The organism is Ruegeria sp. AB6, assembly GCF_056542685.1.
The window spans coordinates 464,562-490,590 of the sequence record NZ_JBQGAD010000001.1 but is presented as its reverse complement, the minus strand read 5'-3'; the positions used below and the strand labels follow the sequence as shown (position 1 = coordinate 490,590).

The following is a 26,029-nucleotide window of genomic DNA, read 5'->3' as shown; positions in this document are numbered from 1 at the left end:
CGTTCCGTTCGGAATCTTGAAAAAGTGCAAATGGGAAAGCTGGCGCAGGGGGGCTGCGCCAGCTTCTTTGACTTTTAAGCCGCTTTGGCTTCGGGGTCGAAACGCCCGTAGAAGCTTTGACCCTTCTCCGCCATTTCCCGCAGCAGCGGCGGGCAGGTGAAGCGTTCGCCGTAGGCTTCGGTCAACTGATCGCATCGCTCAGCTGCATAAGGCGTGCCGATGATGTCCAGCCAGCTCAGCGGGCCACCGGACCACGGCGCAAAGCCCCAACCCAGGATGGCGCCCACATCGCCTTCGCGGATGTCTTCCAGAACACCTTCCTCCAACGCGCGGACAGCTTCCAACACCTGCGCGAACATCAGGCGTTCCTGTACTTCGATCAGGTCGGGTTGGTCCTCGGCATGCGGGTATTTCTCGGCCAGACCGGTCCAGTACGCGACGCGTTTGCCCTTTTCGTCATAGTCGAAGAAGCCTGCATTGGCCTTGCGGCCCAGACGGCCTTCGCCTTCCATCCAGAAGATCAGGTCATCGGCGGGGCTTTCGGGATAGGCGTTGCCCATCGCAGCTTTGGTCGCCCGCGCGATCTTGGCACCCAGATCAATCGAGGTTTCGTCATTCAGCTGGATCGGCCCCACGGGGAAGCCCAGCTGACGCGCGGCATTGTCGATCAGCACCGGGCTGACGCCTTCGGTGATCATCCGCAGACCTTCGTTGATGTAAGGGATGATGCAGCGGTTGGCGTAGAAGAAGCGTGCATCGTTGACCACAATCGGCGTCTTGCGGATCTGGCGCACATAGTCCAGCGCCTTGGCAACCGCACGATCACCGGTTTCGCGGCCCTTGATGATCTCAACCAGGAACATCTTCTCAACCGGCGAGAAGAAGTGAATGCCTATGAACTGTTCGGGCCGAACGCTGGCCTTGGCCAGATCGGTGATCGGCAGGGTCGAGGTGTTCGAGGCAAAAATGCAATCCTCGGGGATGATCGCCTCGACCTTTTGGGTCATCTCGGCCTTGACGGAAGGGTCTTCGAACACGGCTTCGATGATCAGGTCGCAGCCTTTCAGGTGGTCCAGATCGGGCGTTGCGGTGATGCGCGACAACATCGCCTGTTTCTTGTCTTCGGTGACTTTGCCGCGCTTCATGCCCTTGTCCAGATAAGCCTCGGTATAGGCTTTGCCTTTATCAGCAGCCGCCTGATCACGATCGACCAGAACAACCTCCATCCCGGCCTGGGCCGAGACCAGCGCGATGCCCGCACCCATCATGCCCGCACCCAGAACGCCGATCTTCTTGACCGACTGATCCGGCACACCGGCTGGACGTACTGCGCCTTTCTCAAGCGCTTCTTTGTTCAGGAACAGCGACCGGATCATGGCACCCGAGGACGGGTTCATCAGGACTGAGGTGAACCAGCGCGCTTCGATCTTCAGCGCGGTGTCGAAGTCGACCAGAGCCCCCTCATAAACTGCACTCAGCAACGCCTTGGCCGCCGGGAAGGCGCCTTGGGTCTTGCCGTGTACCATCGCCGAGGCGCCAACGAAGTTCATGAAACCTGCAGGGTGGTACGGCGCACCGCCGGGCATTTTATAGCCCTTGGCATCCCACGGCTTGACCAGATCGGTGTCTTTCGCGTTCAGCACCCATTCCTTTGCGGCTGCCACCGGATCTGCAGCGATCTCATCGATATAGCCTGCGCCTTTGGCCTTTTTGACGTCCAGCATCTTGCCTTCCAGCAGCAGCGGTGCCGCTGCAATCGCGCCCACCTTGCGGACCATCCGCGTGGTGCCGCCCGCGCCGGGGAAGATGCCGACCATGATCTCGGGCAGGCCATATTTCGCCTTGGGGTTCTCGGCAGCGAAAATGCGATGCGTGGACAGAGGCAACTCCATGCCGATGCCTGCGGCAGTGCCGGGCAGGGCGGTTGCGATCGGCTTGCCGCCTTTCTTGGTCTTGGGGTCCATGCCGGCCAGCTCGATCTTGCGCAGAAGGGCGTGCATTTGCATCGTGCCGTCAAACAGACCTTTGGCCGGGTTGTCGCCTGCCTGTTCCTTCATCACAGCCAGCAGGTTCAGGTCCATGCCGCCCGCAAACGACCCTTCTTTGCCCGAGGTCAGGACGATCCCCTTGACCTCCTCATCCGCCAGCGCCTGATCGATCAGGTCGCTCAGCTGGGCCAGCCCGTCAAAGGACATTACGTTCATCGTCTTGCCTGGAACGTCCCAGGTGATCGTGGCGACGCCGTCTGCGTCTTTGGTCAGAGTGAAATCAGTCATTGTCATCTCCAATCTGGTCAGCCGTCAGCGGGCTGCCGTCTTTCCGGGTGAAGGCCTCGCCGTCGGCGTCATCCTTCACCATCATGTCGATATCGCTGTAAAAGCCGGTCTCGGTCGGGGTCCGCGTGCCCACCACCAGAAAGGTCGCGGGCGCGTTGGTTTTGTTCACAAGGTGGTGGCCGTTGGGCTCACCTGCGGGCCAGGCCGCGCAGTCACCGGGCTGCATCTCATGCTCACCATCGTCGTCGATCAATGTGCAGGTGCCGGAAAGCACAATGGCGAACTCGTCCTGCTCCATGTGGTAGTGCCGCAGCGAGGACATCCCCGCAGGCTCCAACCGTACGATGTTGACCCCGTATTGGGTCAGACCGCCCGTATCCCCCAGCCGCTGAATGAAACGACCTGCGGTCGCCTCGGCCAGCTTACCGGGATAAGACGATCCCCCAATAAACGGGATCTGAGAGAGATCCAGCTTGGGCATCAGACCCGCTCGATGATAGTCGCGGCACCCATGCCCGACGCGATGCAGAGCGTGGCCAGGCCGGTTTCTTTGTCCTGACGCTCCAGTTCGTCTAGCAGGGTGCCGATGATCATCGCGCCGGTTGCACCCAACGGGTGGCCCATCGCGATCGAGCCGCCGTTGACGTTCACCAGCTCGGGGTCCACATCAAATGCCTGCTGGAACCGCAGTACGACCGACGCGAAGGCTTCGTTCACTTCGAACAGGTCGAAATCCGAAATCTGCATGCCGTTGTCGGCCAGGATTTTCTGGGTCACCGGAACCGGGCCAGTCAGCATGATCGTCGGGTCTAGACCGATCTTGGCAGTGGCCTTGATCCGTGCGCGCGGTTTGATGCCGTGCTTTTCACCGAATTCCTTGTTGCCGATCAGAACGGCCGCAGCCCCGTCCACGATGCCCGAGCTGTTGCCCGCGTGGTGGATGTGGTTGATCTTTTCCAGGTGCGGGTATTTCAGCAGGGCGACCTTGTCGAAGCCCGGCATCTGCTCGCCCATCATCTGGAAGGCTGGGTTCAGGCTGCCGAGGCTCTGCATGTCAGTGCCGGGGCGCATGTATTCGTCGCGGTCCAGAATGGTCAGGCCGTTGCGGTCCTTGACCGGAATGATCGATTTTTCAAAGCGACCTTCGTTCCAGGCTTGCGCCGCGCGGCGCTGCGATTCCATCGCCAACTGGTCCGCCTGATCGCGGCTGAAGCCGTATTCGGTGGCGATGATGTCCGAGGAAATACCCTGCGGTACAAAATAGGTATCCATCGCCAGGGTAGGGTCAACGGCAATAGCCGCGCCGTCCGATCCCATGGGTACACGGCCCATCATCTCGACGCCGCCGGCGATATAGCCGTCACCGGCACCGCCTTTGATCTGGTTTGCGGCCAGGTTCACGGCTTCCATGCCGGAAGCGCAGAAGCGGTTGATGGCCAGACCCGGGATCGATTCATCCAGATCCGAGGCCAGCACGGCCGAGCGCGCCAAACAACCGCCTTGCTCCATCACCTGCGTGACGTTGCCCCAGATCACGTCCTCGACGGCGTGACCTTCCAGGTTGTTGCGCTCTTTCATGGCGTTAAGGGCGACGGCGGACAGTCGCACCGAGGTTACCTCGTGCAGGCTGCCATCCTTGCGGCCCTTGCCACGCGGGGTGCGCAGGGCGTCATAGATATAGGCTTCGGTCATGGGTCTTCTCCTCAAGCTCGATCCGACGGATTGCCGGGCATCAGGTCATAGGGGTGTTTCCAGCCGGGCTGTTCGCTGAGGCGCGTCAGCCAGGCGTCGATATGGGGCCAGTCGGCACGGTCAAAGCCGAATGGTTCAGGGTAGTACAGGTATCCGCAGCAGCTGAGGTCGGCGTTGGTCACGCCGTCGCCCACGATCCAGTCGCGGCCCTCAAGGTGGGTATTCAGAATTTCGTAAGCGGCCTTCAGGCGTCCTTGGTTGAACGCAATGACATCTGGGTTGCGGTGCTCTTCGGGCAGGAAATTGCACAAAAACCGGGTCATCCCCGCATTCGAGCTGAGCTTGTGATTGTCCCACAGGACCCAGCGAAAGATATCGTAGTTTTCGTCGCGGTCCTTGCCACCGAACTTGCCTGACTTTTCAGTGATATAAGCCTGAATGGCACCGGATTGACTTGTGCGGAAATCGCCATCGGTCAGGACTGGCACCTCGCCCATTTCATTGACCTCTGCGCGATATTCGGGGGTGCGCGATACGCCTTTGAAAAAGTCCACGAAAACGGGTTCCCATTCCAGGCCCGACATCTCAAGCGCAAGCGCGGCTTTGTAAGAATTTCCGCTTTCTCCGAAGCAATGCAGTTTGATGGTCATGTGCGCGCCCCTCCCGTGGCGTGTGCGGCTATGTCGGTATTTCCGAATTTTTGAAGAGAAGAAGTCCGCAGGGTTTTCCCTTCTCCGTAACGGTTCTTTAACGTCAAAGCGGCCTTTTCATGCGTGCGGTACTGGCTGCCGAGCCGATGTCCGCACGATGAAAAGCTTCGCCTTCCTGACTGCGTGCCCAAAGGTGCGATCATAACCCGGATGGCGGGGGGGAAGCGTGCGTTTGCCTTCTTCTCGCTCCAAATACGTCCGCCGGAGGCGGACAGAGTATCTGCGATTTGCCAAAGTTGTCTGGTCCCCGCATCATTCACCGTTTTCGCGCCTCAAGTTCCGAGTTGAAGATGCGCAACTTGTGCGTCAGGTTGTCGTGATCAATCACGCTGTTGAAATTTTCGAATAGAAACGACAGAGCCTCACCTTCATCCAACCCGGCTTCGGCAGCGAAACCGCGCAGTTTGCGATAGCCATCTTCGGTCATTGCAACCGGAAACCGGCGGGTCAGGCGAAAGCGTTTGGGCATGTCGGTCCTTTGCGAAGTCCGGCTGCAAGACAAAATCCTGCAGCCGGTTTTGGATCAGAAGTTCGCCGCATCCAGAGCCATGACAGTGTCAGCACCGGTCTGGATACGCGCCAGATGCAGGCCGGTGGCCGGTAGGCGACGCGCCATGTAGAACTGGCCGGTGGCAATCTTGGTCTGGTAGAACTCGGTATCCGAGGCCCCGCCGTCAAGGGCCGCATAGGCTGCTTTTGTCATTTGCGCCCACATCAAGCCCAGGCAAACGTGGCCGAACATGTGCATGAAGTCGTTCGAACCAGCCAGTGCGTGGTTGGGGTTCTTTGCACCGTTCTGCATGAAGTACATGCCAGCCGCCTGCAGATCCTTGGACGCCGCCTTGAGCGGTTCGATGAACGCCTTGTCAAAGGCTTCGTTCTGGCCACCGTTTTCCTTGCAGAAATTCTTGACGATGTCGAAGAAGGCCATGACGTGCTTGCCGCCATCGGTAGCCAGCTTACGACCCACCAGATCCAGCGCCTGAACGCCGTTTGCGCCTTCGTAGATCATGGCGATACGGGCGTCGCGGGTGTATTGCGACATGCCCCATTCCTCGATGTAGCCGTGGCCGCCGTAAACCTGCTGAGCTTTGACAGTCATGTCATAGCCTTCGTCGGTCAGGAAGCCTTTGATGACCGGAGTCAGCAGCGAGATCAGGCCGTCTGCATCTGCATCGCCGGAACGATGTGCTTGGTCGATCAGTGTGGCACCCCACAAGATGAAGGCGCGCGCACCTTCGGTAAAGCTTTTCTGATCCATCAGGCTACGGCGGATATCGGGGTGGACGATCAGCGGATCTGCCGGGCCGTCGGGGTTTTTCGCGCCGGTCACGTCACGGCCCTGCAGGCGGTCCTTGGCATATTCTACCGCGTTCTGATAGGCAGCCTCGGCCTGTGCCAGACCCTGCATACCCACACCCAGACGCGCTTCGTTCATCATGGTGAACATGGCGCGCATACCTTTGTGCAGGTCGCCCAGCAAGAAGCCGGTGGCCTCGTCATAGTTCATCACACAGGTCGAGTTGCCGTGGATGCCCATCTTCTCTTCGACCTTGCCGACCGAAACGCCGTTGCGTTCGCCCAGCGAGCCGTCTTCGTTGACCATGAACTTGGGCACGATGAACAGCGAGACACCCTTGATGCCCTCGGGGCCGCCGGGGATTTTGGCCAGAACCAGGTGGATGATGTTGTCGGCCATGTCGTGATCACCGGCCGAGATAAAGATCTTCTGACCTGACACCTTATAGCTGCCGTCGTCCTGCGGTTCAGCCTTGGTGCGCATCAGGCCCAGATCGGTGCCGCAATGCGGTTCGGTCAGGTTCATGGTGCCGGTCCATTCACAGCTGACCATGTTGGGCAGATAGGTGGCCTTCTGCTCGTCGGTGCCGTGGGCGAGAATGGCCGAAGCCGCGCCGTGGGTCAGACCCTGATACATGGTGAAGGCCTGGTTGGCGGACTGAAAGAACTCGCCCACCGCGCTACCCAGGACATAAGGCATGTTCTGACCGCCGAATTCCTCGGGCATATCCAAGCCGGTCCAGCCGCCTTCTTTCATCTGCTCGAAACCGTCTTTGAAGCCGGTCGGCGTGTAGACGACACCGTTTTCGTGGCGCACACCTTCGGTGTCACCCACAACGTTCAGCGGGTGCAGGACGTTTGTTGCGATTTTGCCGGCTTCCTCAAGAACGGCACCGGTGAATTCGGCTTCCAATTCGTCGTAACCGGGGATTTTCGACCCCGAAACGTTGAGGACTTCGTGCAGAATGAACTGCATGTCTTTTGTTGGCGCGTTATAGACGGGCATAAGAAGCTCCCTTTAATCTCAAATGTCCGGAGGTGGGGCCGCAGGGCTACTCGGCGGCTTTCTTTTCGTTCTTCATCGAGGCGATTACTTTCTCGCCCCAACGCAACTGTTCCTTCAGATCGTCGATGGCCTGCGTCAGTTCTTCGCGGCGGGCCTCCATATCGGTCAGACGCTCGCGGGCGATCTCAAACGTGCGGGTCATCTGCGTCATCTGCTGATCCCCCACATGATACAGATCCAGAAGTTGCCGGATTTCTTCTAGGCTAAAGCCAAAGCGCTTGCCGCGCAGAATCAGTTTCAGGCGCGCCCGGTCGCGTTTGGTGAACAGGCGTTTTTGCCCCTCGCGGATCGGGAACAAAAGTTCTTTGGCCTCGTAAAACCGCAATGTGCGCGGCGTGACGTCATAGGTCTCGCACATTTCACGAATGGTCATCAGATCTTCGGTCATGGTTTCAGCACTCTTGTCACTGGCGTCTATCAAGTACAGTTGCGCAGTCGATGCGCCACTTACAACACGGAGATGACGTTCACGTAATGCAAACGCTACGTCACAACTTTAGTTGACGTAACTTCCGTTTGCGTCAAGTCTGTTTGAGGGTGAAATCCCCAACGTCACGTCACGTTATTTTCAGATTTCGACAGCTGGCCAACACCCAATTGAAACGGGAATTGCAACAGCAATCCCTTTTGCGGGGCTTCAAGAGGGCCGCAATAGGCGTTGAGGTCAATCCAGCGACCTGGCGGTCTGATCGCGCATGGTTTTCAGAGCGTCGATCGCCTCATCCAGTTGCTGCTTTTGCTTGTGTAGTTCAACTAATTGGACATCGGCCAAGTCGACAAAAGCCTTCATCTGCGCCTGGTTGCCCTGATCTTCGTATATCAGCAGCCATTGGCGAATGTCTTCCAAGGGAAAGCCGTATTTGCGCCCCCGCATGATCAGCGTCATGCGGGCGCATTCGCGTGGACCATAGAATCGCGCACGGCCTTCGCGGTCGGGCTGCAACAGCTCGATATACTCATAGTAGCGCAGGGTGCGCGGTGTCACATCGAACTGGGCGCACATCTCTTTGAATGACAAACGGTCGTCGGGCATTCCTGATCTCCTCTGGCGCAGCCTATGACCTACGCCTGACAAGCGCAACAGGTGGGCTTGCTCTTTTGCGGGCCACGCGCTCATAAAGGGAGAAACCAAGAAGGTACAAATAGATGGTCGACAAAGCTGCTATCGCGCGTCAGTTCATCGAGGCGATCCCACATGCCAGGGCGCTGGGCATGACGCTGACTGAAATCGGTAACGGAGAGGCTGCGATTACAATGCCCTATAACGTGGAATTGGTGGGCGATCCGCGAACTGGGGTCATCCATGGCGGCGCTGTATTTGCCGTTCTGGACACCTGTTGCGGCGCCGCTGTCATGAGCCACCCGTCCGCGCCCGGTGGCACGGCGACCATCGATTTGCGCATCGATTATATGCGCGCGGCAACCCCGGGTCAGACCATCACCACGCGCGCGACCTGCTACCACATCACCCGTAACGTGGCCTTCGTACGCGCGACCGCGATGGACGAAAATCAGGACCTGCCGGTGGCCACGGCCTCGGGCTCTTTCACGGTGGAGGGGCTCTGATGGCGCGCAAACGTCCCGAACCCGTGCAAGTGGTCAAACAGCGCCGGGACGCGGCGCTGAACGCGATTGTCGATGGAGTGCCTTATATCCGATTCATGGATTTCAGCTTTGACCGGCGTGGGGATGAGCTGACCGGGGTGTTGAACTATGACGAAAAGCTCATCGGAAACCCGATCCTTCCCGCCCTGCATGGGGGCGTCACCGCAGCCTTCCTTGAGGTCACGGCCGTGATCACCTTGAGTTGGGAGTATTTCCTGCCCAGCATCGAGAGCGGTGAGCTGGATGCCGAGCAGATCGCGCGGGATGAGACGATCCGCTTTCCCAAGACTGTGGATTTCACGGTCGATTATCTGCGATCCGGTCTGCCGCGCGATGCCTATGCGCGGGCTATCATCAGCCGGTCGGGGCGTCGCTATGCCTCGGTCCGGGTCGAAGCATGGCAGGACAATCATGCGCGCCCTTTTGCGCAGGCCACGGGTCATTTCCTGATGCCACAACCTAAGACCATGGGTAGCTAGCCTCCATGCAGGACGCTTCGGCGCCAATAACGCATGGACGGGTGCTGAAGATTGCCCTTCCCATTGTGTTGTCAAACGCCACCGTTCCGATTTTGGGCGCGGTCGATACCGGCGTTGTGGGCCAGATGGGGCAGGCGGCCCCCATCGGAGCCGTCGGCATGGGCGCGGTGATCCTGTCAGCGATTTACTGGATTTTCGGGTTCTTGCGCATGGGCACGACCGGTCTTGCAGCGCAGGCGCGCGGCGCAGGCGATACAGCCGAGACCGGTGCGCTGTTGATGCGCGGCCTACTGCTGGGCGGTGCCGCTGGTCTTGTATTCATCGCTACGCAAGTATGGGTGTTCTTGGGGGCCTTCGCGCTGTCCCCGGCCAGTCCCGAGGTCGAGTCCCTGACCCGCGCATACCTTGAAATTCGTATCTGGGGCGCGCCCGCGACGATTGCGCTTTATGCTGTGACCGGGTGGTTGATTGCTATCGAGCGCACCCGTGGCGTGTTCCTTCTTCAGATCTGGATGAACGGGCTGAACATCCTGTTGGACCTATGGTTCGTTCTGGGGCTGGGCTGGGGTGTCGAAGGTGTCGCCATCGCCACTTTGATCGCCGAGTGGACTGGTCTGGCGTTGGGCCTATGGCTGTGCCGCAGCGCGTTCGGCGGCAATCAGTGGCGCGATTGGCCCCGGATTTTCGATTCGGCACGCCTGCGTCGGATGCTCCAGGTGAACACCGATATCATGATCCGGTCGGTCCTGTTGACGGGCTCATTCACCACCTTCCTGTTCGTGGGGTCCGATCTGGGTGATGTTAATCTGGCGGCCAATCAGGTCCTACTGCAGTTTCTGGAGATCACGGCTTTTGCGCTGGACGGATTCGCCTTTTCAGCCGAGGCGCTGGTGGGCGGCGCAGTGGGTGCACGGGACCGGTATCAGGTGCGGCGGGCGTCGGTCATGGCGTCGCAGTGGGGTGTGGGCGGAGCCTTTGCCTTGGGTGCAGTGTTCTACCTTGCCGGGCCTGCGCTGATCGACCTGATGTCCACCTCGCCCGAGGTCCGTCTGGCTGCGCGAGAATACCTGATCTGGGCGGCGCTGGCTCCGGTGATCGGAGTGGCAAGCTGGATGTTCGACGGCATCTATATCGGGGCAACCTGGACGCGGGATATGCGTAACGCGATGATCCAGTCGGTTGCGATCTATGTGGTCGCCCTGTTCTTACTGGTGCCGACGCTCGGCAATCACGGCCTTTGGGCCGCGTTGATGGTTCTGAACATTGCGCGGGGATTGACCTTGGGATGGCGTTATCCCCGGCTTGAGGCGCGGATCGCCTAAAGCAGGTCCAGCAGGTTCTCAGGCGGGCGTCCGATGGCGGCCTTGTCGCCATGGATCGCCAAAGGACGCTCGATCAGGATAGGGCGTTCCGCCATTGCCGCGATCAGTGCGTCCTCTGACGTGGTTTTGGTCAGCCCGAGTTCCTTGAACTGTTTTTCACCCGTCCGCATCATGTCGATGGCGGGTACGCCCAAAAGGGCCAGTGTCGCGCGCAACTCATCCGCCGAGGGCGCGTTTTCAAGGTATTTCCGCACCTCGACCTGCGCGCCTTTTTCCTCAAGCAACGCCAGCCCTGCGCGGGATTTCGAACAGCGGGGGTTGTGCCAATAGTTGATCATAACCAGTCCTCTCGTTTGCTGCCCACGGCTTGCGCGACCGTGTCGAACCCGTCGCGCGCCAGAAGTTTATCCACCCCCTGCGCGATCTCAGCGGCCAATGAGATGCCGCCATAAACCATCGCCGTGTAGAACTGCACGGCAGAGGCTCCGGCGCAAATCTTGGCATAAGCCTGTTCCCCCGTGCTGATCCCGCCAACACCGATCAGAGGGATCTGGCCATCGGTCAACTGGCTCAGCCGGGCTAATACGCGGGTGGATTTCTCGAACAGAGGTGCGCCGGACAGACCTCCGGCCTGATCCTTAAGCACACTTAGCAGCCCGTCGCGGGACAGGGTGGTATTGGTGGCGATCACCGCATCCACGCCGGTTTCCCGAGCGACATCAGCAATGTCTTGCAATTCGTCTTCGGTCAGATCGGGGGCGATCTTCAGGAAGACAGGCAGGGGACGGGGCAGGGCATCGCGGGTTTCGATCACTCCGCCTAGCAACGCACTGAGCGCAGCCTTGCCCTGCAGGTCGCGCAGTTTCTCGGTGTTAGGGGACGAGACATTGACTGTCGCGAAATCCAGATGTGCCGCACAATGGGCCAGCACCTTGGCAAAGTCGCCGGGGCGGTCGTCGCTGTCCTTGTTCGCACCCAGGTTCAGGCCGATCACAGCGTCTTTGGGGCGATCCGCCAGACGAGTGGCCATGACCTCCATGCCTTCGTTGTTGAAGCCAAAGCGGTTGATGGCGGCTTTGTCTTCGGACAGGCGAAACAGGCGTGGTTTGGGGTTACCGGGCTGCGGGCGTGGGGTCACGGCACCGACCTCGATAAACCCGAAGCCCACGCGGGACAGAGGTGTCAGAACCTCGCCGTTCTTGTCGAAACCAGCGGCCAGCCCAACCGGGTTGGGCAGATCAAGCCCAGCCACCTGTGTGCGCAACCGGGACGAGGTCACAGGACCGGGCGCGGGGGCCAGCCCCGCTTTCAACGCCTTGATCGACATCCCATGCGCGGCTTCCGGATCCATCCGGTGCAGGGCGGCAAGGCCCAGTTTCTCGGTCAGTTTCATCCGAAGCTCTCTCTGCCTTGGGTCGGCGCGCAACGGATCAGCCGCGACGTGTCCACCGCTGCCTGACGATGCACGACCGCTTTTTGGTAATCCGGGTCCGTGACCATTTCCATGAACGCATGGGCGGTGGGATAGCTGGCGATAAAGACTGCGTCCCAAACCTCGTCCTGCGGGCCGATCAGGGTTGTTTGAAACGCGCCGCTCCATAGAATGTGCGCGCCGATACGAGCGATGATCGGGGCGGTCTCGCTCCCGTAGTTGCGATAGGCCTGCGCGCCGGTCAGACCGGCATCGGCCAGATCGTGGTCATCCGGGTACGCGGCCTTGGCGCGGAATTTCACCAGATTGAGCATCTCGATCGGATGATCGCGGTCCAGATCCTTGAACGCCTCGAACTGCGCGCGATCTGGGTCGACGTAGCGGGTCATTCCATCTCCTCGGGGAACTGGTGGGCCTGCCCGTCAAAAGGCAAAGGCTTGGCCCAATGCACATCCGTCATCCTGATCTGCCGGTAGAGATGCGGAAACAGCGCGCCCCCGCGCGAGACCTCCCATTTCAGGTCGTCACCCATCGCGCCGGCGTCGCAGGCCAACAGGGTCAGACCGTCGATCCCGGCGAAATGCTTGGCCGCTGTCTCGGCTGCTTGCTCGGCCGTCGAGAAATGGACATAGCCGTCTGCGACATCAATCGGAGCACCGTCCGTCGCCCCATCGGACTGCAAAGCGGCCCATTCGTCGGCCCGGAAAATCTTGTAAATCAGCATGGGGCCGTGATGCCTCGCACGGCGGGTAGAATCAAGCTGGATTTCCCCCTTTGACTCTTTGCGCAGCACGGCGCACGATCACGACAAATAACAATTGGGAGTTTGAACATGTTCACCCGCTTACTGACATCGGTCGCCGTTCTGGGCCTGACAGCAGGCATGGCCGCAGCCGAATATAAGCTGACGATCCTGCATACCAACGATTTCCACGCCCGGTTTGAACCCATCAACAAATATGACAGCGGCTGCAGCGCCGAAGACAATGCCGAAGGCGAGTGCTTTGGTGGCTCGGCCCGTTTGGTAACGGCAGTGAACGATGCCCGTGGCCGTGCCGAGAACTCGATCCTTGTGGATGGCGGAGACCAATTTCAGGGGTCCCTGTTCTATACCTATTACAAGGGCAAGGTCGCGGCTGAGTTCATGAACAAGCTGAGTTATGACGCGATGACCGTGGGCAACCACGAATTCGACGACGGGCCCGAGGTTCTGCGCGGTTTCATCGACTCGGTCGATTTTCCAGTGCTGATGTCGAACGCCGATGTCAAAGACGAAGAGCTGCTGACCGACAAGATCAAGAAATCGACCGTGATTGAAGTGGGCGGCGAGAAGATCGGCCTGATCGGCCTGACGCCGGAAGACACCCATGATCTGGCCTCACCTGGCCCGAACATAACCTTCTCGGCCCCGGTCCCGGCGGTGCAGGCCGAAGTTGACAGACTGACCGGCGAGGGGGTGAACAAGATCATCGTACTCAGCCATTCGGGCTTTGGCGTGGATCAACGCGTGGCCAGTGAAACAACTGGTGTCGATGTGATCGTGGGGGGACATTCCAACACGTATCTGTCCAACGTCTCGGACAAGGCGGCGGGTCCCTATCCAACCGTGGTGAACGGGGTCCAGATCGTTCAGGCCTATGCCTATGGCAAATTCCTTGGCGAGCTGAACGTGACCTTCGATGACGACGGCAATGTGGTCGAGGCCGCGGGTGAGCCGCTGATCATGGACAACACTGTGACCGAGGATCAGTCGGCGCTGGATCGCATCGCGGAACTGGCCGTGCCGCTGGACGAGATTCGCAACAAGGTTGTGGCAAGTGCTGCTGACGCGATTGAGGGCGACCGCGCTGTCTGCCGAGTGCAAGAATGCCAGATGGGCAATCTTGTAGCCGATGCCATGCTGGCCCGTGTTGCCGATCAGGGTGTGCAGATTGCAATTGCAAACTCGGGTGGTTTGCGTGCCTCGATTGATCCGGGTGACGTGACCATGGGCGAAGTGCTGACCGTGCTGCCGTTCCAGAACACGCTCTCAACCTTCCAGATCAGCGGTCAGGGCGTCATTGATGCGCTGGAAAACGGTGTGAGCCAGGTGGAAGAGGTCAAGGGCCGTTTCCCGCAAGTGGCCGGTATGACTTTCACATGGGATCCTGCGGTGGCGCCGAACGAAGGGCGTATCAGCGATGTGATGGTAGCCGAGGATGGGGGCTTTGTCCCGATTGACCCGGCGGCGACCTATCTTGTCGTGACCAACAACTATGTCCGTAATGGCGGCGACGGCTATGATATGTTCGAAGGCGATGACAAGAACGCCTATGATTATGGCCCGGACCTGGCTGACGTGACGGCCGAATATCTGGCCGCCAACGCGCCGTACACACCGTATCTGGACGGGCGCATCAAGCAGAAATAACCGCTTGGGTGCAGGAAACTGACAGGCCGCATCGTAGGGATGCGGCCTTTTTTGTTTTTATCAGTCGAATTCGTATTCAGGCCAAAGCGCGGGATCGATACCATCCAGCATTGGCTGAAGATGGTGCCTGACGCTGCGCCATCCGCCGACAGATTTGGTGGAGATTTTGTTGCGTACCTGGTCGATGCTGGCCGTTCTAACCTGTTTTTTGTTCTCTTCCGGATGCATCATCGCCTCGGACCAGTCGATGCCGCAGAACGCAGCGACCTTCTTGCTGTAGGTCTCGGGGTCGGCCACGAGTTTTTCGTAAGGAACGGTCAGGATGCGATCCCCGAACACTTTTTCCCAATGCGCCATATAGCGCCGGTACAGGTTGGCCGTGTGTGCAATCGCCTTTTGGTTTGACGCATAGCTCATCCCACCTGCGGGAAAGCGTCGGATCCATTTCGACAGCGCTACATCGCGTGGATCGCGCTGCATGTTGATCACCCGCGCATTCGGGAAGGCGCACAGCAAATAGCCTACACGTTGGAAATTATGGGGCATCTTGTCGACAAAGGCGATGGACCCTTCCGGGATCGGAGGCATCAGCTTGCGAAATTCCTGCGCGAAATGAGCGGCAGATGCCGTATCGAAGGTATCCTTGCCTTGCCAGAAGTTAACCGAGAGGTCGGACCCGAGCATAAGTTCCCCACAACCAGCAATGTTGGGGTCTGAACTCAGCATCATCTCCATCAAGGTCGTGCCTGAACGCGGTTGGCCGACGACGAAGATCGGCAAGGGCCCTTCGCTTAGGTCATTTGCCAATATTTGATTGCCTTCAGAAAATTGACGTGTGACCGTGCCCAGTTTTTCCTCTTCGGATTCAAAACTATATGGATTGGAGTCGTGCTGAACCGCGTTGGCCTTTTCGAATTGCGGCATGGCCGCGTCCAAGCCCTCGATTTTGTGTGTCAGATGCGCCTTGGCAAATTCCAATTCGGTTAACTCGTGCTCCGATTTCTCAATCGCGTTTTCAACGTTTTCAAGCAAGTTTCCGGCTTCCTCACGGCTAGCCATCGTTGACAATTGCAGCAAAGAGGTGATGTGGTCGGGGGTTTCGTTCAGAATCCGCTCCAGAATAGCCTTTGTCCCCGCCTTGTCCCCGCCTTGATGCAGGCTGACCGCCTTTTGGAACGCGATTTTGTGGCTTTCCGGTGCGATCCGGTAGGCATGGTCAATATCATTTGAACTATCTTCGACAAAACCGACGCGCCCATAGGCTCGAGCCCGTGTCGAAAGAAGGTCGACATTGTCAGGGTCTGCGGCCAGCTTTTTGGTTGTGTGATCAATGATCTGACGCCAGTTGTTACCTTTCAGGTAGATTTCATCCAGAACGCGGTTGAGCTCTTTGTTGTTGGGAAAGATCTCAAGTTTCTGTTCGGCATAATCCAGCGCTTTTGGAATCTGGCCGGTTTGCATCAACGCATTGGCCAAATTCTCTACGAATTGCGGGTCTTGCGGCTTCATCCGCGCGGCTTCCACGAAATGCGGGATCGACTTCCTATATTGCTTCATTTCGGTCAGGACAAAGCCTGCGATGGCGTGAAAATCGCTGTCTTTTGGAAACTTCTTCAATCCCAGTTGAGCTTTTTTTAGCGCCTGGTGCGGCTTGCCGGTCTCCAGCGCTGACAAAGCCTTGCTTTTAAGGGTATTGGCTGTTTGGTTTTGCATATGACCCGGTGCCTGTAAGAAGGAAATATAGGTGGTTCATTACCCATGTGCGGACGGTTTGCAATAACTCTTCCGAATGATGCGATGGCTCAGCTTTTTGCCGCGCGGCCGTCCAACAGCTTGCCGGCTGTGCCCAATTTCAATGTTTGCCCCACAAATCAGGTACATGTGGTGCGCGCGAGCGAAAACGGGCGGACCCTGGATCCGATGCGCTGGGGGTTCCTGCCGCATTGGTACAAGACCGAAACCGCTGGGCCCCTGCTGATCAACGCGCGTGCCGAGACCCTGGCCGAGAAACCAGCCTTTCGCGCGGCCTGCCGCGAAAGGCGCTGTCTGATCGTGGCGACGGGGTTTTATGAATGGAGCAAGACCGAACAAGGCAACAGGTTGCCATGGTACATTCATCGCCTCGATCATGCGCCCATCGCCTTTGCTGGTGTCTGGCAGAACTGGGGCGCCGAGGAAGCCCGGCAGCCGACCTGCGCCATCGTCACGACCTCGGCCAATGACACTCTGAGTGCGATCCATCATCGAATGCCGCTGATCCTTGAGCCACAGGACTGGCCCTTGTGGCTGGGTGAGGCAGGGAAAGGTGCCGCCCGTCTGATGGTACCGGGGCCTGAGGGCTTGCTGAGCTATTACCGGGTCGATCCCGCCGTGAACTCCAACCGGGCCAGCGGAGCGAGCCTGATCGAGCCCGTCGCAGGTTGAGCGTTCTTCTTTGCAATCCAGCTTGCGCGCGATAGACCTTTGACATGGTTTTGAAATTCCACAGCCTTCCTGACCTTTATGCGCATGGGTTTGACATCGTGATCGACGTGCGCAGCCCCGCAGAATATGCCGAAGATCACCTTCCAGGTGCGATCAGCTTGCCGGTTTTGGACAATGAAGAACGCGCGCGGGTCGGGACGATCTATGTGCAACAAAGCCCATTTCTGGCCCGCAAGTTGGGTGCAGCGCTGGTGTTTCGCAATGCCGCCAACCATATCGAAAACAGCCTGGCGCATCATGAGGGCGGGTGGAAACCTCTGGTCTATTGCTGGCGCGGTGGGCAACGCTCGGGCTCATTCACTTGGATGCTGCAACAGATCGGTTGGCGGGCCGAAGTGGTCGAGGGCGGCTATCGCACCTATCGCCGTTTGGTGAACCGATATCTCTACGAGGACCCTCTGCCGCATCGTCTCTTCGCGCTGGATGGCTACACCGGAACTGCTAAGACTGAATTGCTGGCCCGTCTGAACATCCGCGGTGTTCAGGTGCTGGACCTGGAAGGGTTAGCCAATCACCGCGGCTCGCTACTTGGGGAACAGCCCGGGGGTCAACCTAGTCAGAAAGCATTTGAATCCGCGCTTGCGGCGGCGCTCTGCGCCCTTGATCCCGCACATCCCGTGGTGGTCGAGGCGGAATCTTCCAAGATCGGGTCTTTGATCCTGCCGCCCTCACTGTGGACCGCGTTATGTGCCGCGCCGCGCATTCACATCTGCGCACCGCTTGAGGCGCGCTCGGCTTATCTGGTGCGGGCCTATGATGATATTTTATCTGACACAGCTCGATTGCGGGACAGGCTGTTTCCGCTCCGGTCTCATCGCGGGCATGAGGTGGTCGACGGTTGGCTTACCCTGATCGAGGCGGGCGACAAGCTGGCGTTGACGCAGGCTTTGATGCAGCAACACTATGACCCGGCCTATGCGAAATCCAGCCGTGCCCGGAAGGCGGATGTGATTGCGCGGGTTGATGTGCCGACGCTGGATGCCAAGGGGTTGGAGCAGGTCGCTTCTCAGGTACAGACGGTTCTGGATCAGTCCTGAAGGCGCAGCCCTGCGGCTTCGGTCATATGGCCGATCACCACAGCTGGATATCCGGCTTTGTGCAACCGTTCGCAAAGATTGTGAGCCTTATCCGTCGCGACCGCGGCCAAAAGCCCACCTGCGGTTTGCGGATCGAACAAAAGATCAGCTTTACCGCCAGACGGCAGGTCCGGTGCGATGGAACGATTTTCGTCGAAAATCGTGGACCGGACCCCCAGCGTGGCCAAGTCGAGCGCGCCGGTCATCAACGGAATCGCATCCAGATCCAGCGTTGCGCCACAGCCCGAGGCCTGACACATGCCCATCAAATGCCCCGCCAGCCCAAACCCGGTGACATCCGTCATCGCGTGAGCATCAGCCAGAATCCGAGACGCTTCAGCTTGCGGGTGGGTCATCTGTTCATAGGCTTTGGTGATCCAGTCCCCGTCGGCTTGGCCGGCCATTTCAGCAGCCATTAGAACGCCGCTGCCCAGAGGTTTGGTCAGGATCAAAGCATCGCCCGTATGCGCCCCGGACAGGGTGATCGGCGCGCGCGCGCACAGTCCGGTCAGGGTGAACCCGATGGTCATCTCATCCCCCATGGAACTGTGACCGCCCACGATCTCGGCCCCGGCTTGGCGGATGACTTCACTGGCAGTTGACATGATTTCGGCCATCGTTCTGCGCTGCAAGTCGGGCGTCATGCGGGGTAGGATGATGGTCGCTGTAGCGGCCTGTGGCGTAGCGCCCATTGCCCAGATATCGCCCAAGGCATGAACTGCGGCGATGCGTGTCATCAGTACTGGATCATCTGAGACGCTTCGCAGATGGTCCGAGGTGATGACCTGCCGCACGCCACCAGTATGAACCAGGGCGGCATCGTCGCCGGGCAGGGAGTGGATGTCCGCTCGTTGTACCTCGGGCAGGTGTTTCAATGCAGCGTGCAGCGCACCGTGCCCGACTTTGGCACCGCAGCCGCCACACATGGGTTTGTTGCCCAACGCCTCTTGCAACCCGCTGGCGTGAAGCCGTGGCACCTCGGGCGGTTCCATCTGCGGCAGGTGCCGAAACTTGTTCATAAAGGTCTGATCAATGTGGTTTTTCCAACGCCACATCAACGGGCCACTGAACGAGGTTCCAAGACGCTCGCCCAAAGCTGATTTCTCGCCCAGCGAGATCAGTTTCAGGTAATCCTTCTGCGGTTGATAGCGGCGCATCCGGCCCGCCCCGAGCATGGCTCGCAAGTTGTTGAACAAGACTGGCGCCTCGCGCACCGCGTAGACGCCCGCTTTGGGGCTCGGGTTTTCGGACAGATGCGCGCAATCCCCGGCGGCGAAAATCGCGGGGTCGCTGGACTGGAGGAAGCCGTTCACCCGGATAAAACCATCCTGCATCTCCAGCCCGGTATCAGCCATCCAGGCATATGGGCGCGCTCCGGCTGCGCCTGTCACGAAACTGGCAGGGATTTGGCGGCCATCTTCCAGCACGACGGTTTCGCTGGTGATCTTTGCAATGGTCGCGCCTTCGATCACGTCAACCCCAAGCCCCTCCATGGCCTTGCGGATGGTTGCAGCGGCCTTGTCCGCTGTCGCCGTCAACGCCTGCGCATTGTCGATCAACGTGACCTGCGCCGCGCGCCCCTTGGCGCGCAGGGCGTGGGCCATGGCCATCACCAACTCAACCCCGGCCACTCCGCCGCCAATCACAACGACCGAAGCAGGGCCCGTGCGTTCAAGATATTCGCCCCATCTGGCGGCAAACGGACCCAGAGGTTTGGCGGGCACCGCGTGATCAGAAAATCCGGGCAGGGCGGGCATGTCCGAGGTGATGCCCACATTGACCGAGGCCACGTCAAACGCCACGGGTGGTCGGCCTGGTACGCGCACGCAACGGGCATCCAGATCTATCCCCTCGACCTTGCCCAAGATAACCCGCGCGCCAGCAAACCGGGCCAGCCTCACCAGGTCAATATCCAGTTCTGCGCGTTCGTAATGCCCGGCCACAAACCCCGGCAACATGCCGGAATACGGCGCTGTGGGGCCGGGGTTGATCACGGTCACGCGTGCGCCGGGCAAGGGGTTCATCCCCCATTTGCGCAGCAGCAGCGCGTGCGTATGGCCGCCGCCGACAAGAACCAGATCGCGGGTCAGGGGCAGCGGAGAAGTATGCATCAGGGTCAGTTCGCTGTGTGGTCAGGGACGTCCTCGACCTGCTCGACCGCGTGGGTGGCCCAAAGCTCATCCTCGCCCGCATCCGGCAGATCGCTTGGCTTTTCATGGCGATGAATATGCCATTTGGCAATGAACAGGGCCGTGATCGGCGCGGTCAGGAACAAAAAGAGCGTGATCAGAAGCTCGTGCAGCGAGAGCTTGCCTTCGAGCAGAACCGAATGGCCGATCGACGCCAGCAGCACCCCGCCTACGCCCAGCGTGGTGGCCTTGGTAGGTGCATGCAGGCGCGACATCGGGTCCTTCAGCTTGATCATCCCATAGGACCCGACAAAGCCGAAAATGCCAGAAACGACCAGAAAGAAAGCAATCAGAATTTCGAAGATAATCGTCATGCCGCCCTCACTCGATGATATTGCCGCGCAGCATGAAGCGCGCATAGGCTACGGTGGAGACAAAACCCAGCATGGCAATGATCATGGCGGATTCGAAAAAGATCTCGGTCCCCAATGCAAGCCCGTACAGGATCATCAGCGCGATAGTGTTGATCACCATCGTGTCCAGCGCCAGAACGCGGGTGCCGACCCCCTCGGCCGAGATGATCCGGTAGAGACACAGCATGATCGCTGCGCCGAAACAGGCGAAAGCGAACCAGATGGCATAGGTGACAATCATTCGAAAATCTCCTTCAGGCGGCGCTCATAGCGTTGCTTGATCTCGTCACGTACCGCCTCGGGGTCGGGGGCGTCGAGGCAGTGAACCAGCAAGTTATGGCCTTGTGCGGACAGATCACAGCTGACTGTGCCGGGCGTCATGGTGATCGTTCCGGCCAGCACGGTGATCGCCTCGGGGGTGCGCAGTTCCAATGGAATCGAGACCCAGTTGGGTTGCCGGTCGGCATCGCGTTTGAACAGGATGATCCTGGCCACGGTTATATTGGCGATCACGATGTCCCACAGCACGACCAGCATGTATTCGGCGATCATCGGCCAGTTGCGCAGTTTCGGCCGGTCGGGCCAATAGGGTTGCGTGACAAAGGGGATAATGATCCCCAGCAACAACCCGAACACCACCGAGTTGAGCGAGCCGGTATTGGCCAGCAGCACCCACACCACCGTTAGCAGAAAGGTCAGGTGCGGGTGCGGGAATATCCGGTGCAGCAATCTGATCATCCGTTTTCTCCCAATACGGCAGCGATATAGTTTTCAGGGGTGAAGAGCTGCTCAGCCGTGTTGCTGGCATATTTCAGCGCCGGACCCGCAAAGAGTGTCAGCAGGACCAGACCCAGAACCGCCGCAAAGACCGATGTAAAGGCCAATCCGGGGTGGGGTTCGGGGGCAGGGCTGGCCAGCGCCTCTTCTTCTTTTTCAAGGTCCGTCGCAGGATTGTGCTGGATATCGTGGCTTTTCCAGAAGATCAGCGTACCCGCGCGGGCCAGACCGACGATTGTCACGAAGGATCCGATCAGGACGACCGCCCAGATCGCGTTGGCGTCAGGCGCATCTCGCGCGGCATCCAGCACCAGCAACTTGCCGATAAAGCCTGACAGGGGCGGCATCCCAGCCAGGGCGATGGCCCCTACAAAGAACAGGGACGAGATCAGCCCGCTCTGCGGCATCGGCGCGGTGGGGGCGATGGACCCGCTGCGGCGTTCGACCACCATATCGGCGATCAGAAACAGCAGTGCCGTGGCAAGGGTCGAGTGGTAGATGTAATACAGCGCCGCAGCCGTAGCGGTCTCGGTAAACAAAGAGATTGCGATCAACAATGTTCCCATCGAGGCGATGGCGCAGAACGCCACCATCCGCGCGATATGCTGTGCGCCCAGAATGCCGATGGTGCCAATGGCCAGTGTCACCAGAGCCGCTGGTTGCAGCCAAGAGCCCACCAGGCCTTGGGTGGCCTCAACCTCGGGACCGAAGCCCAGCGTGTACATCCGCAGGATCGAATAGGCCCCAACCTTGGTCATGATCGCAAACAGTGCGGCCACCGGTAACGGCGCGTTGGCATAGCTGGCAGGCAACCAGAAGTGCAGCGGAAGAACGGCGGCCTTGATACAAAAGACCAGTAGAAGCAGCACTGCGCCGACCCGCAGCAAGGCCGTATCTTCGGCAGGCAGTTCAGCCACGCGCACCGCCATATCGGCCATGTTCAGCGTGCCTGTGACGGCATAAAGCGTACCCAGAGCAAACAGAAACAGGGTAGAGCCCAGCAGGTTATAGGCCACATATTGCACGCCTGCTTTCAGGCGGGTTGCGCCGCCTCCATGCGTCATCAATCCGTATGAGGCGATCAGCAGCACCTCGAAAAAAACGAAAAGGTTAAAGGCGTCGCCAGTCAGGAAGGCTCCGCACACACCCATGAGCTGGAAGTGAAACAGGGCGTGGAAATGTTTGCCCCGGTCGTCCCAGCCCGAGGCGATGGCGTAAAGCACGATAGGCAGGGCCAACAGCGCGGTCAGTAGCACCATCATCGCAGAAAGCCGGTCCAGTACCAAAACGATGCCGAATGGCGCAGGCCAGTTGCCCAACTCATAGACCAGAATATCTCCGCCAGCGGCCTGCGCGGTGATGGTCAGGGCAATACCCAATAGGCCCACCACACCAGCGACCGAGAAGATGCGTTGCAGGTCCAGATGATAGCGCAGGACCATGATGATGAACGGGGCCAGGATCGCGGGCAGAACGATCGGAGCGACGATCCAGTGGTTCATGCGTCTTCTCCCGGCGCGTCGGTATTGTTTTGTCCACGCATGTCGATGCGGTCATCCTTGGCCGAAAGATAGGCCGAGAGGGCAATCATAACGATCACTGCCGTCATCCCGAACGAAATTACGATGGCCGTCAGCACCAGCGCCTGCGGCAGCGGGTCGGTATAGGGCACGTCCTTGTATTTGTTCAGCACCGCAGGTGCATCCAACGCCAACCGGCCTGTGGCAAACAGGAACACGTTCACCGCATAGGTCAGCAGGGAAAGGCCCAGGATGACGGGAAAGGTTCGGCGGCGCAGGATCAGGAAGATCCCGGCAGCGGTCATGACGCCTACGGCTGAGGCTACGAGCGCTTCCATCAGGCCTGCTCCTTCTCGTTGTCGTCTTTTGCGTCGCGGTCCCGCAGCGGGTTAATATCCATCGGGAATTCCTGCGCCATGCCCGGCTGCCACGCAAAACGCGACAGGCTGTCCAGCGCCAGCATTACCGCGCCAAGCACGGCGAGGAACACGCCGGTGTCAAACAGGATGGCTGTAGCCCATTCGAACTCTTCCAGCGGCGGCCAGTGGATATAGCCGAAATCGCTGGTCAGGAACGGGCGCTCGTTGAACCACGCGCCGATCCCTGTAGCAGCGGCGATCAGTACACCCCATCCGATGGACCCGTGGTAGTAGAACCTCTGCCGTTCAATGGCCCAAGTGTAGCCGCTGGCCATGTATTGCATCAGATAGGCAATGGCGACGATCAGACCGGCGATGAACCCGCCGCCGGGCTGATTGTGCCCACGGAAAAAGATATAGGCCCCCACCATCAGCGCGATCGGCATCATCATCCGGGTCACGACGACCATCATCAGCGGATGCGAGTCCCCCGACTGTGGCCAATGTGGTTTGCGGTTCAGCAGATAGGCGCGCACATTCGTGCCCAGAACGGACTCGGTCAGGGCAAAGATGATCAGGGCGGCGATGCCCAGAACGATGATCTCACCGAAGGTATCAAAGCCCCGGAAATCCACCAGAATGACGTTCACCACATTGGTGCCGCCTCCACCCTTGTACGAATTGGCCAGATGGAATTCCGAGATCGTGGGAAAGGCAAAGTCACGCAACATCAGCGCATAGATCAGGGCACCGGATCCGATCCCCGCTACGACCGAGATCGCTGCATCCCGCCAGCGCCGCGCGGCGCTGCTGTCCCAAGGCGTATCGGTGGGCAGAAAGTTCAGCGACAGCAGCAACAGGATCATCGTTACCACCTCGACCGAGATCTGGGTCAGCGCAAGGTCGGGGGCCGACAGATAGTTGAAGGCCATCGAAACGATCAGACCAACGACACCGATCAATACAAGCGACAATAGGCGGTTGCGGTGGAACCACATGATGGCCAGGGTGGCTCCCACCAGACAAATCCAGCCGATCACTGGGATCACCTGCAGCGGCAGGGGATCGCGCGTCTGCGCGCCGATAGAACCGGTCGCATAGGCGTAGTACCCAAGCCCCACGGTAAAGGCGATCAGGATGATGGCATAGCGGCTGATCACGCCATTATGCAGTGTGTCGGTGATCCAGCGGCTTGCCGAAGTCAGCGCACTGATCACGGCCTCGAATATGGTTTTCGCCTCGGGGCGGGGCAAGGCGTTCCAGAATTGCTCACCCCGGCGGTGCTGGGACAGCAGGAACAGGCCACCCAGTGTGGCGACAACCGACATGTAAAGCGCGGGCGTAAACCCGTGCCACAGTTTCAGCGAGTAATAGGGCGGCTTGCCACCGCCATAGACCGCATCCGACACAACCGCGACCAGCGGGCCGACGATAGCGTTGGAATAAAGGCCGATGAGCACGACCAGCACGACCAGAAACGCCGGGGCCAGCCACAGCCCGACCGGCGGGTCATGCGGATGATGCGGATAGTCGTGACGCTCGGGGCCAAGAAACACATGGCTGATGAAGCGGAATGAATAGGCTGCCGAGAACACTGCAGCCAACAGGGCTAGACCCGGCACCAGATAGTGCGAATGCAGCCAGGTGGTGTGGACGGTTTCTTCCAGCATCATCTCTTTCGACAGAAACCCGTTCAGTGGCGGCAGACCCGCCATGGACAGCGATGCGATAGTGCCGATGGTAAAGCTGATCGGCATCAGGTGGCGCAGCCCGCCCAGTTTTTTTATATCCCGGGTTCCGGTCTCGTGATCGACGATCCCGGCGGTCATGAACAGCGCAGCCTTGAATGTCGCGTGGTTGATGATGTGGAACACGGCGGCGACTGCGGCAAACTTGGTGCCAAAGCCCAGCAGCATGGTGATCAGGCCCAGATGTGACACGGTTGAAAAGGCCAGCAGCGCCTTGAGGTCGTCTTTGAACAGCGCAATCACCGCACCGATCAACATGGTCACCAAACCGGTGGTCGCCACGATATAGAACCACGCATCCGTGCCCGCCAGAACCGGCCACATCCGCGCCATCAGGAACAACCCGGCCTTCACCATGGTTGCCGAGTGCAGATAGGCCGACACAGGCGTCGGGGCGGCCATTGCGTGCGGCAGCCAGAAGTGGAACGGGAACTGCGCGGATTTGGTGAAACAGCCCAGCAGGATCAGGATCAGCGCGGGCAGATAATAGGGCGACGCCTGAATCATCTCCTTGTTCTGAAGGATTACGCTCAGGTCGTAAGACCCCACTATATTGCCCAGAATCAGCATCCCCGCGATCATGGCCAGCCCGCCAGAACCGGTCACGGCCAGTGCCATGCGCGCGCCCTGACGGCCCTCAGGCAGGTGTTTCCAATAGCCGATCAATAAGAATGAGCTTAGAGACGTAAGTTCCCAGAAAATAAGAAGAAGTAAAATGTTGTCAGACAGAACGATCCCCACCATCGCGCCCTGAAACAGCAGCAGATAGGTGTAAAACTGTCCCATCGGGTCCTCGCGCGACAGGTAGAACCGCGCATAGAGGATGATCAGCAGTCCGATCCCCAAGATCAGCAGGGCAAACAGAAAACTCAGCCCGTCCATCATGAAATTCGCGTTCAGGCCCAAGATGGGGATCCAGTCGAACCGGGCGGTCACGACCTCGCCGCGCATGATCGTGGGGATATGGATCAAGACGCCCATCAGTGCCAGGAATGTGGTGAGGCCCGCAGCCGAAGCAGCTGCATTTCGTCCTGCCCTGATCAGTAGAGCTGGAAATACAGCACCAAGAAAGGGAAGGGCCGCGATGAGGAATAGGGACAAGTGCGATACTCCGGTCTGGGCGGTCAAGATAACCCTGATTTTGTAAGGATAATTTTCGAACTGTCCAGCTATTGCAAGTACCGCTGTTTGACCTACCGATGTCGCCAAATTGCGGTTTTTGAAAAAATCCT

The 26,029-nt window shown here is 59.2% G+C and carries 26 protein-coding genes; 6 read left to right on the top strand and 20 right to left on the bottom strand.

Going from position 1 to position 26,029, the window contains the following annotated elements; all coding sequences use genetic code 11:
* Positions 1–74 precede the first annotated feature (74 nt).
* The 8 genes from ACR0DB_RS02495 to ACR0DB_RS02460 form a co-directional block, all read right to left on the bottom strand.
* Positions 75–2,276, bottom strand: a complete 2,202-nt coding sequence (locus ACR0DB_RS02495; protein WP_480548661.1) for a 3-hydroxyacyl-CoA dehydrogenase NAD-binding domain-containing protein — start codon at positions 2,274–2,276, stop codon at positions 75–77.
* The gene (locus tag ACR0DB_RS02490) at positions 2,269–2,757 is read right to left on the bottom strand and encodes a cupin domain-containing protein (RefSeq protein ID WP_480548659.1); all 489 of its coding nucleotides are present in this window, start codon (positions 2,755–2,757) and stop codon (positions 2,269–2,271) included. Before ACR0DB_RS02490 ends, ACR0DB_RS02495 begins: the two co-directional genes overlap by 8 nt.
* Positions 2,757–3,968 carry an acetyl-CoA C-acetyltransferase gene (locus tag ACR0DB_RS02485; protein ID WP_480548657.1) on the bottom strand — a complete coding sequence of 404 codons (1,212 nt, stop codon included), beginning with the start codon at positions 3,966–3,968 and terminating at the stop codon, positions 2,757–2,759. The genes ACR0DB_RS02490 and ACR0DB_RS02485 overlap by 1 nt, the downstream gene beginning before the upstream one ends.
* An 11-nt stretch (positions 3,969–3,979) precedes the next feature.
* Complete coding sequence (locus ACR0DB_RS02480) at positions 3,980–4,618, bottom strand: glutathione S-transferase family protein (RefSeq protein ID WP_480502685.1); 639 nt, start codon at positions 4,616–4,618, stop codon at positions 3,980–3,982.
* A gap of 316 nt (positions 4,619–4,934) precedes the next feature.
* Complete coding sequence (locus tag ACR0DB_RS02475; protein ID WP_170770159.1) at positions 4,935–5,147, bottom strand: hypothetical protein; 213 nt, start codon at positions 5,145–5,147, stop codon at positions 4,935–4,937.
* A gap of 54 nt (positions 5,148–5,201) precedes the next feature.
* Positions 5,202–6,983 carry an acyl-CoA dehydrogenase C-terminal domain-containing protein gene (locus ACR0DB_RS02470; protein ID WP_480548655.1) on the bottom strand — a complete coding sequence of 594 codons (1,782 nt, stop codon included), beginning with the start codon at positions 6,981–6,983 and terminating at the stop codon, positions 5,202–5,204.
* Positions 6,984–7,029: 46 nt separating this feature from the next.
* Positions 7,030–7,431 (bottom strand): MerR family transcriptional regulator, encoded by a 402-nt coding sequence (locus ACR0DB_RS02465; RefSeq protein ID WP_170770163.1) that lies wholly within the window; start codon positions 7,429–7,431, stop codon positions 7,030–7,032.
* Between the two features lie 276 nt (positions 7,432–7,707).
* Positions 7,708–8,076, bottom strand: coding sequence for a MerR family transcriptional regulator (locus ACR0DB_RS02460; RefSeq protein WP_170770165.1), 369 nt, complete (start codon positions 8,074–8,076; stop codon positions 7,708–7,710).
* A gap of 113 nt (positions 8,077–8,189) precedes the next feature.
* On the opposite strand from ACR0DB_RS02460, the gene ACR0DB_RS02455 reads away from it, so the two are divergent.
* Genes ACR0DB_RS02455 through ACR0DB_RS02445 form a run of 3 tightly spaced genes read left to right on the top strand, consistent with a single transcriptional unit; the run spans position 8,190 to position 10,449 of the window.
* Positions 8,190–8,609 carry a PaaI family thioesterase gene (locus ACR0DB_RS02455; RefSeq protein ID WP_170770167.1) on the top strand — a complete coding sequence of 140 codons (420 nt, stop codon included), beginning with the start codon at positions 8,190–8,192 and terminating at the stop codon, positions 8,607–8,609.
* Positions 8,609–9,127 carry a PaaI family thioesterase gene (locus tag ACR0DB_RS02450; protein ID WP_480548653.1) on the top strand — a complete coding sequence of 173 codons (519 nt, stop codon included), beginning with the start codon at positions 8,609–8,611 and terminating at the stop codon, positions 9,125–9,127. Before ACR0DB_RS02455 ends, ACR0DB_RS02450 begins: the two co-directional genes overlap by 1 nt.
* 5 nt (positions 9,128–9,132) lie before the next feature.
* On the top strand, positions 9,133–10,449 hold the full coding sequence (locus tag ACR0DB_RS02445) for an MATE family efflux transporter (RefSeq protein WP_480548651.1): 1,317 nt from the start codon (positions 9,133–9,135) through the stop codon (positions 10,447–10,449).
* Here the strand turns inward: ACR0DB_RS02445 and arsC are convergent.
* From arsC to ACR0DB_RS02425, 4 genes are read right to left on the bottom strand one after another with little or no spacing between them, the layout of a single operon-like run.
* On the bottom strand, positions 10,446–10,787 hold the full coding sequence (gene arsC / locus ACR0DB_RS02440) for an arsenate reductase (glutaredoxin) (RefSeq protein ID WP_480548649.1): 342 nt from the start codon (positions 10,785–10,787) through the stop codon (positions 10,446–10,448). The two genes, ACR0DB_RS02445 and arsC, sit on opposite strands and share 4 nt — an antisense overlap.
* A complete protein-coding gene (locus tag ACR0DB_RS02435) occupies positions 10,784–11,842 on the bottom strand; it encodes a quinone-dependent dihydroorotate dehydrogenase (RefSeq protein ID WP_480548647.1) in 1,059 nt (352 codons plus the stop codon). Before ACR0DB_RS02435 ends, arsC begins: the two co-directional genes overlap by 4 nt.
* Positions 11,839–12,270 carry a DUF1330 domain-containing protein gene (locus tag ACR0DB_RS02430; RefSeq protein WP_480548645.1) on the bottom strand — a complete coding sequence of 144 codons (432 nt, stop codon included), beginning with the start codon at positions 12,268–12,270 and terminating at the stop codon, positions 11,839–11,841. The genes ACR0DB_RS02435 and ACR0DB_RS02430 overlap by 4 nt, the downstream gene beginning before the upstream one ends.
* Positions 12,267–12,605: a DUF952 domain-containing protein gene (locus ACR0DB_RS02425; protein ID WP_170782747.1), complete on the bottom strand. Its 339-nt coding sequence runs from the start codon at positions 12,603–12,605 to the stop codon at positions 12,267–12,269. The genes ACR0DB_RS02430 and ACR0DB_RS02425 overlap by 4 nt, the downstream gene beginning before the upstream one ends.
* A 108-nt stretch (positions 12,606–12,713) precedes the next feature.
* Between ACR0DB_RS02425 and ACR0DB_RS02420 the strand changes: the two genes are divergently transcribed.
* A complete protein-coding gene (locus tag ACR0DB_RS02420) occupies positions 12,714–14,291 on the top strand; it encodes a bifunctional metallophosphatase/5'-nucleotidase (RefSeq protein WP_480548642.1) in 1,578 nt (525 codons plus the stop codon).
* Between the two features lie 60 nt (positions 14,292–14,351).
* Here the strand turns inward: ACR0DB_RS02420 and ACR0DB_RS02415 are convergent, their stop codons facing one another.
* Positions 14,352–16,004, bottom strand: a complete 1,653-nt coding sequence (locus tag ACR0DB_RS02415) for a tetratricopeptide repeat-containing sulfotransferase family protein (protein WP_480548640.1) — start codon at positions 16,002–16,004, stop codon at positions 14,352–14,354.
* 45 nt (positions 16,005–16,049) lie between these two features.
* Between ACR0DB_RS02415 and ACR0DB_RS02410 the strand changes: the two genes are divergently transcribed.
* Both ACR0DB_RS02410 and mnmH read left to right on the top strand, forming a co-directional pair.
* Positions 16,050–16,715: an SOS response-associated peptidase gene (locus ACR0DB_RS02410; RefSeq protein WP_480548638.1), complete on the top strand. Its 666-nt coding sequence runs from the start codon at positions 16,050–16,052 to the stop codon at positions 16,713–16,715.
* Positions 16,716–16,759: 44 nt separating this feature from the next.
* On the top strand, positions 16,760–17,812 hold the full coding sequence (gene mnmH / locus ACR0DB_RS02405; RefSeq protein WP_480548636.1) for a tRNA 2-selenouridine(34) synthase MnmH: 1,053 nt from the start codon (positions 16,760–16,762) through the stop codon (positions 17,810–17,812).
* Here mnmH and selD read toward each other — a convergent pair.
* From selD to ACR0DB_RS02370, 7 genes are read right to left on the bottom strand one after another with little or no spacing between them, the layout of a single operon-like run.
* On the bottom strand, positions 17,803–19,962 hold the full coding sequence (selD, locus tag ACR0DB_RS02400) for a selenide, water dikinase SelD (RefSeq protein WP_480548634.1): 2,160 nt from the start codon (positions 19,960–19,962) through the stop codon (positions 17,803–17,805). The genes mnmH and selD overlap by 10 nt on opposite strands.
* Positions 19,963–19,967: 5 nt before the next feature.
* Positions 19,968–20,354 (bottom strand): Na+/H+ antiporter subunit G, encoded by a 387-nt coding sequence (locus tag ACR0DB_RS02395; RefSeq protein WP_170770191.1) that lies wholly within the window; start codon positions 20,352–20,354, stop codon positions 19,968–19,970.
* Between the two features lie 7 nt (positions 20,355–20,361).
* Positions 20,362–20,631, bottom strand: coding sequence for a K+/H+ antiporter subunit F (locus ACR0DB_RS02390; RefSeq protein WP_170770632.1), 270 nt, complete (start codon positions 20,629–20,631; stop codon positions 20,362–20,364).
* Positions 20,631–21,131 (bottom strand): Na+/H+ antiporter subunit E, encoded by a 501-nt coding sequence (locus tag ACR0DB_RS02385; protein ID WP_174839409.1) that lies wholly within the window; start codon positions 21,129–21,131, stop codon positions 20,631–20,633. The genes ACR0DB_RS02390 and ACR0DB_RS02385 overlap by 1 nt, the downstream gene beginning before the upstream one ends.
* Positions 21,128–22,672, bottom strand: a complete 1,545-nt coding sequence (locus tag ACR0DB_RS02380) for a monovalent cation/H+ antiporter subunit D (protein WP_480548632.1) — start codon at positions 22,670–22,672, stop codon at positions 21,128–21,130. Before ACR0DB_RS02380 ends, ACR0DB_RS02385 begins: the two co-directional genes overlap by 4 nt.
* Positions 22,669–23,028: a Na+/H+ antiporter subunit C gene (locus ACR0DB_RS02375; protein WP_480548630.1), complete on the bottom strand. Its 360-nt coding sequence runs from the start codon at positions 23,026–23,028 to the stop codon at positions 22,669–22,671. Before ACR0DB_RS02375 ends, ACR0DB_RS02380 begins: the two co-directional genes overlap by 4 nt.
* The gene (locus tag ACR0DB_RS02370) at positions 23,028–25,898 is read right to left on the bottom strand and encodes a monovalent cation/H+ antiporter subunit A (protein ID WP_480548628.1); all 2,871 of its coding nucleotides are present in this window, start codon (positions 25,896–25,898) and stop codon (positions 23,028–23,030) included. The genes ACR0DB_RS02375 and ACR0DB_RS02370 overlap by 1 nt, the downstream gene beginning before the upstream one ends.
* Positions 25,899–26,029: the final 131 nt, after the last annotated feature.

Bases quoted from the DNA above. Each gene is read 5' to 3' on its own strand.
- ACR0DB_RS02475 (WP_170770159.1), bottom strand. From the start codon at position 5,147: ATGCCCAAACGCTTTCGCCTGACCCGCCGGTTTCCGGTTGCAATGACC.
- ACR0DB_RS02380 (WP_480548632.1), bottom strand. From the start codon at position 22,672: ATGAACCACTGGATCGTCGCTCCGATCGTTCTGCCCGCGATCCTGGCC.
- ACR0DB_RS02480 (WP_480502685.1), bottom strand. From the start codon at position 4,618: ATGACCATCAAACTGCATTGCTTCGGAGAAAGCGGAAATTCTTACAAA.
- ACR0DB_RS02435 (WP_480548647.1), bottom strand. From the start codon at position 11,842: ATGAAACTGACCGAGAAACTGGGCCTTGCCGCCCTGCACCGGATGGAT.
- ACR0DB_RS02495 (WP_480548661.1), bottom strand. From the start codon at position 2,276: ATGACTGATTTCACTCTGACCAAAGACGCAGACGGCGTCGCCACGATC.
- ACR0DB_RS02490 (WP_480548659.1), bottom strand. From the start codon at position 2,757: ATGCCCAAGCTGGATCTCTCTCAGATCCCGTTTATTGGGGGATCGTCT.
- ACR0DB_RS02385 (WP_174839409.1), bottom strand. From the start codon at position 21,131: ATGATCAGATTGCTGCACCGGATATTCCCGCACCCGCACCTGACCTTT.
- ACR0DB_RS02465 (WP_170770163.1), bottom strand. From the start codon at position 7,431: ATGACCGAAGATCTGATGACCATTCGTGAAATGTGCGAGACCTATGAC.
- ACR0DB_RS02410 (WP_480548638.1), top strand. From the start codon at position 16,050: ATGTGCGGACGGTTTGCAATAACTCTTCCGAATGATGCGATGGCTCAG.
- ACR0DB_RS02445 (WP_480548651.1), top strand. From the start codon at position 9,133: ATGCAGGACGCTTCGGCGCCAATAACGCATGGACGGGTGCTGAAGATT.
- ACR0DB_RS02430 (WP_480548645.1), bottom strand. From the start codon at position 12,270: ATGACCCGCTACGTCGACCCAGATCGCGCGCAGTTCGAGGCGTTCAAG.
- ACR0DB_RS02375 (WP_480548630.1), bottom strand. From the start codon at position 23,028: ATGGAAGCGCTCGTAGCCTCAGCCGTAGGCGTCATGACCGCTGCCGGG.
- mnmH (WP_480548636.1), top strand. From the start codon at position 16,760: ATGGTTTTGAAATTCCACAGCCTTCCTGACCTTTATGCGCATGGGTTT.
- ACR0DB_RS02450 (WP_480548653.1), top strand. From the start codon at position 8,609: ATGGCGCGCAAACGTCCCGAACCCGTGCAAGTGGTCAAACAGCGCCGG.
- ACR0DB_RS02420 (WP_480548642.1), top strand. From the start codon at position 12,714: ATGTTCACCCGCTTACTGACATCGGTCGCCGTTCTGGGCCTGACAGCA.
- ACR0DB_RS02425 (WP_170782747.1), bottom strand. From the start codon at position 12,605: ATGCTGATTTACAAGATTTTCCGGGCCGACGAATGGGCCGCTTTGCAG.
- ACR0DB_RS02485 (WP_480548657.1), bottom strand. From the start codon at position 3,968: ATGACCGAAGCCTATATCTATGACGCCCTGCGCACCCCGCGTGGCAAG.
- arsC (WP_480548649.1), bottom strand. From the start codon at position 10,787: ATGATCAACTATTGGCACAACCCCCGCTGTTCGAAATCCCGCGCAGGG.
- ACR0DB_RS02415 (WP_480548640.1), bottom strand. From the start codon at position 16,004: ATGCAAAACCAAACAGCCAATACCCTTAAAAGCAAGGCTTTGTCAGCG.
- ACR0DB_RS02470 (WP_480548655.1), bottom strand. From the start codon at position 6,983: ATGCCCGTCTATAACGCGCCAACAAAAGACATGCAGTTCATTCTGCAC.
- ACR0DB_RS02455 (WP_170770167.1), top strand. From the start codon at position 8,190: ATGGTCGACAAAGCTGCTATCGCGCGTCAGTTCATCGAGGCGATCCCA.
- ACR0DB_RS02460 (WP_170770165.1), bottom strand. From the start codon at position 8,076: ATGCCCGACGACCGTTTGTCATTCAAAGAGATGTGCGCCCAGTTCGAT.
- selD (WP_480548634.1), bottom strand. From the start codon at position 19,962: ATGCATACTTCTCCGCTGCCCCTGACCCGCGATCTGGTTCTTGTCGGC.
- ACR0DB_RS02395 (WP_170770191.1), bottom strand. From the start codon at position 20,354: ATGACGATTATCTTCGAAATTCTGATTGCTTTCTTTCTGGTCGTTTCT.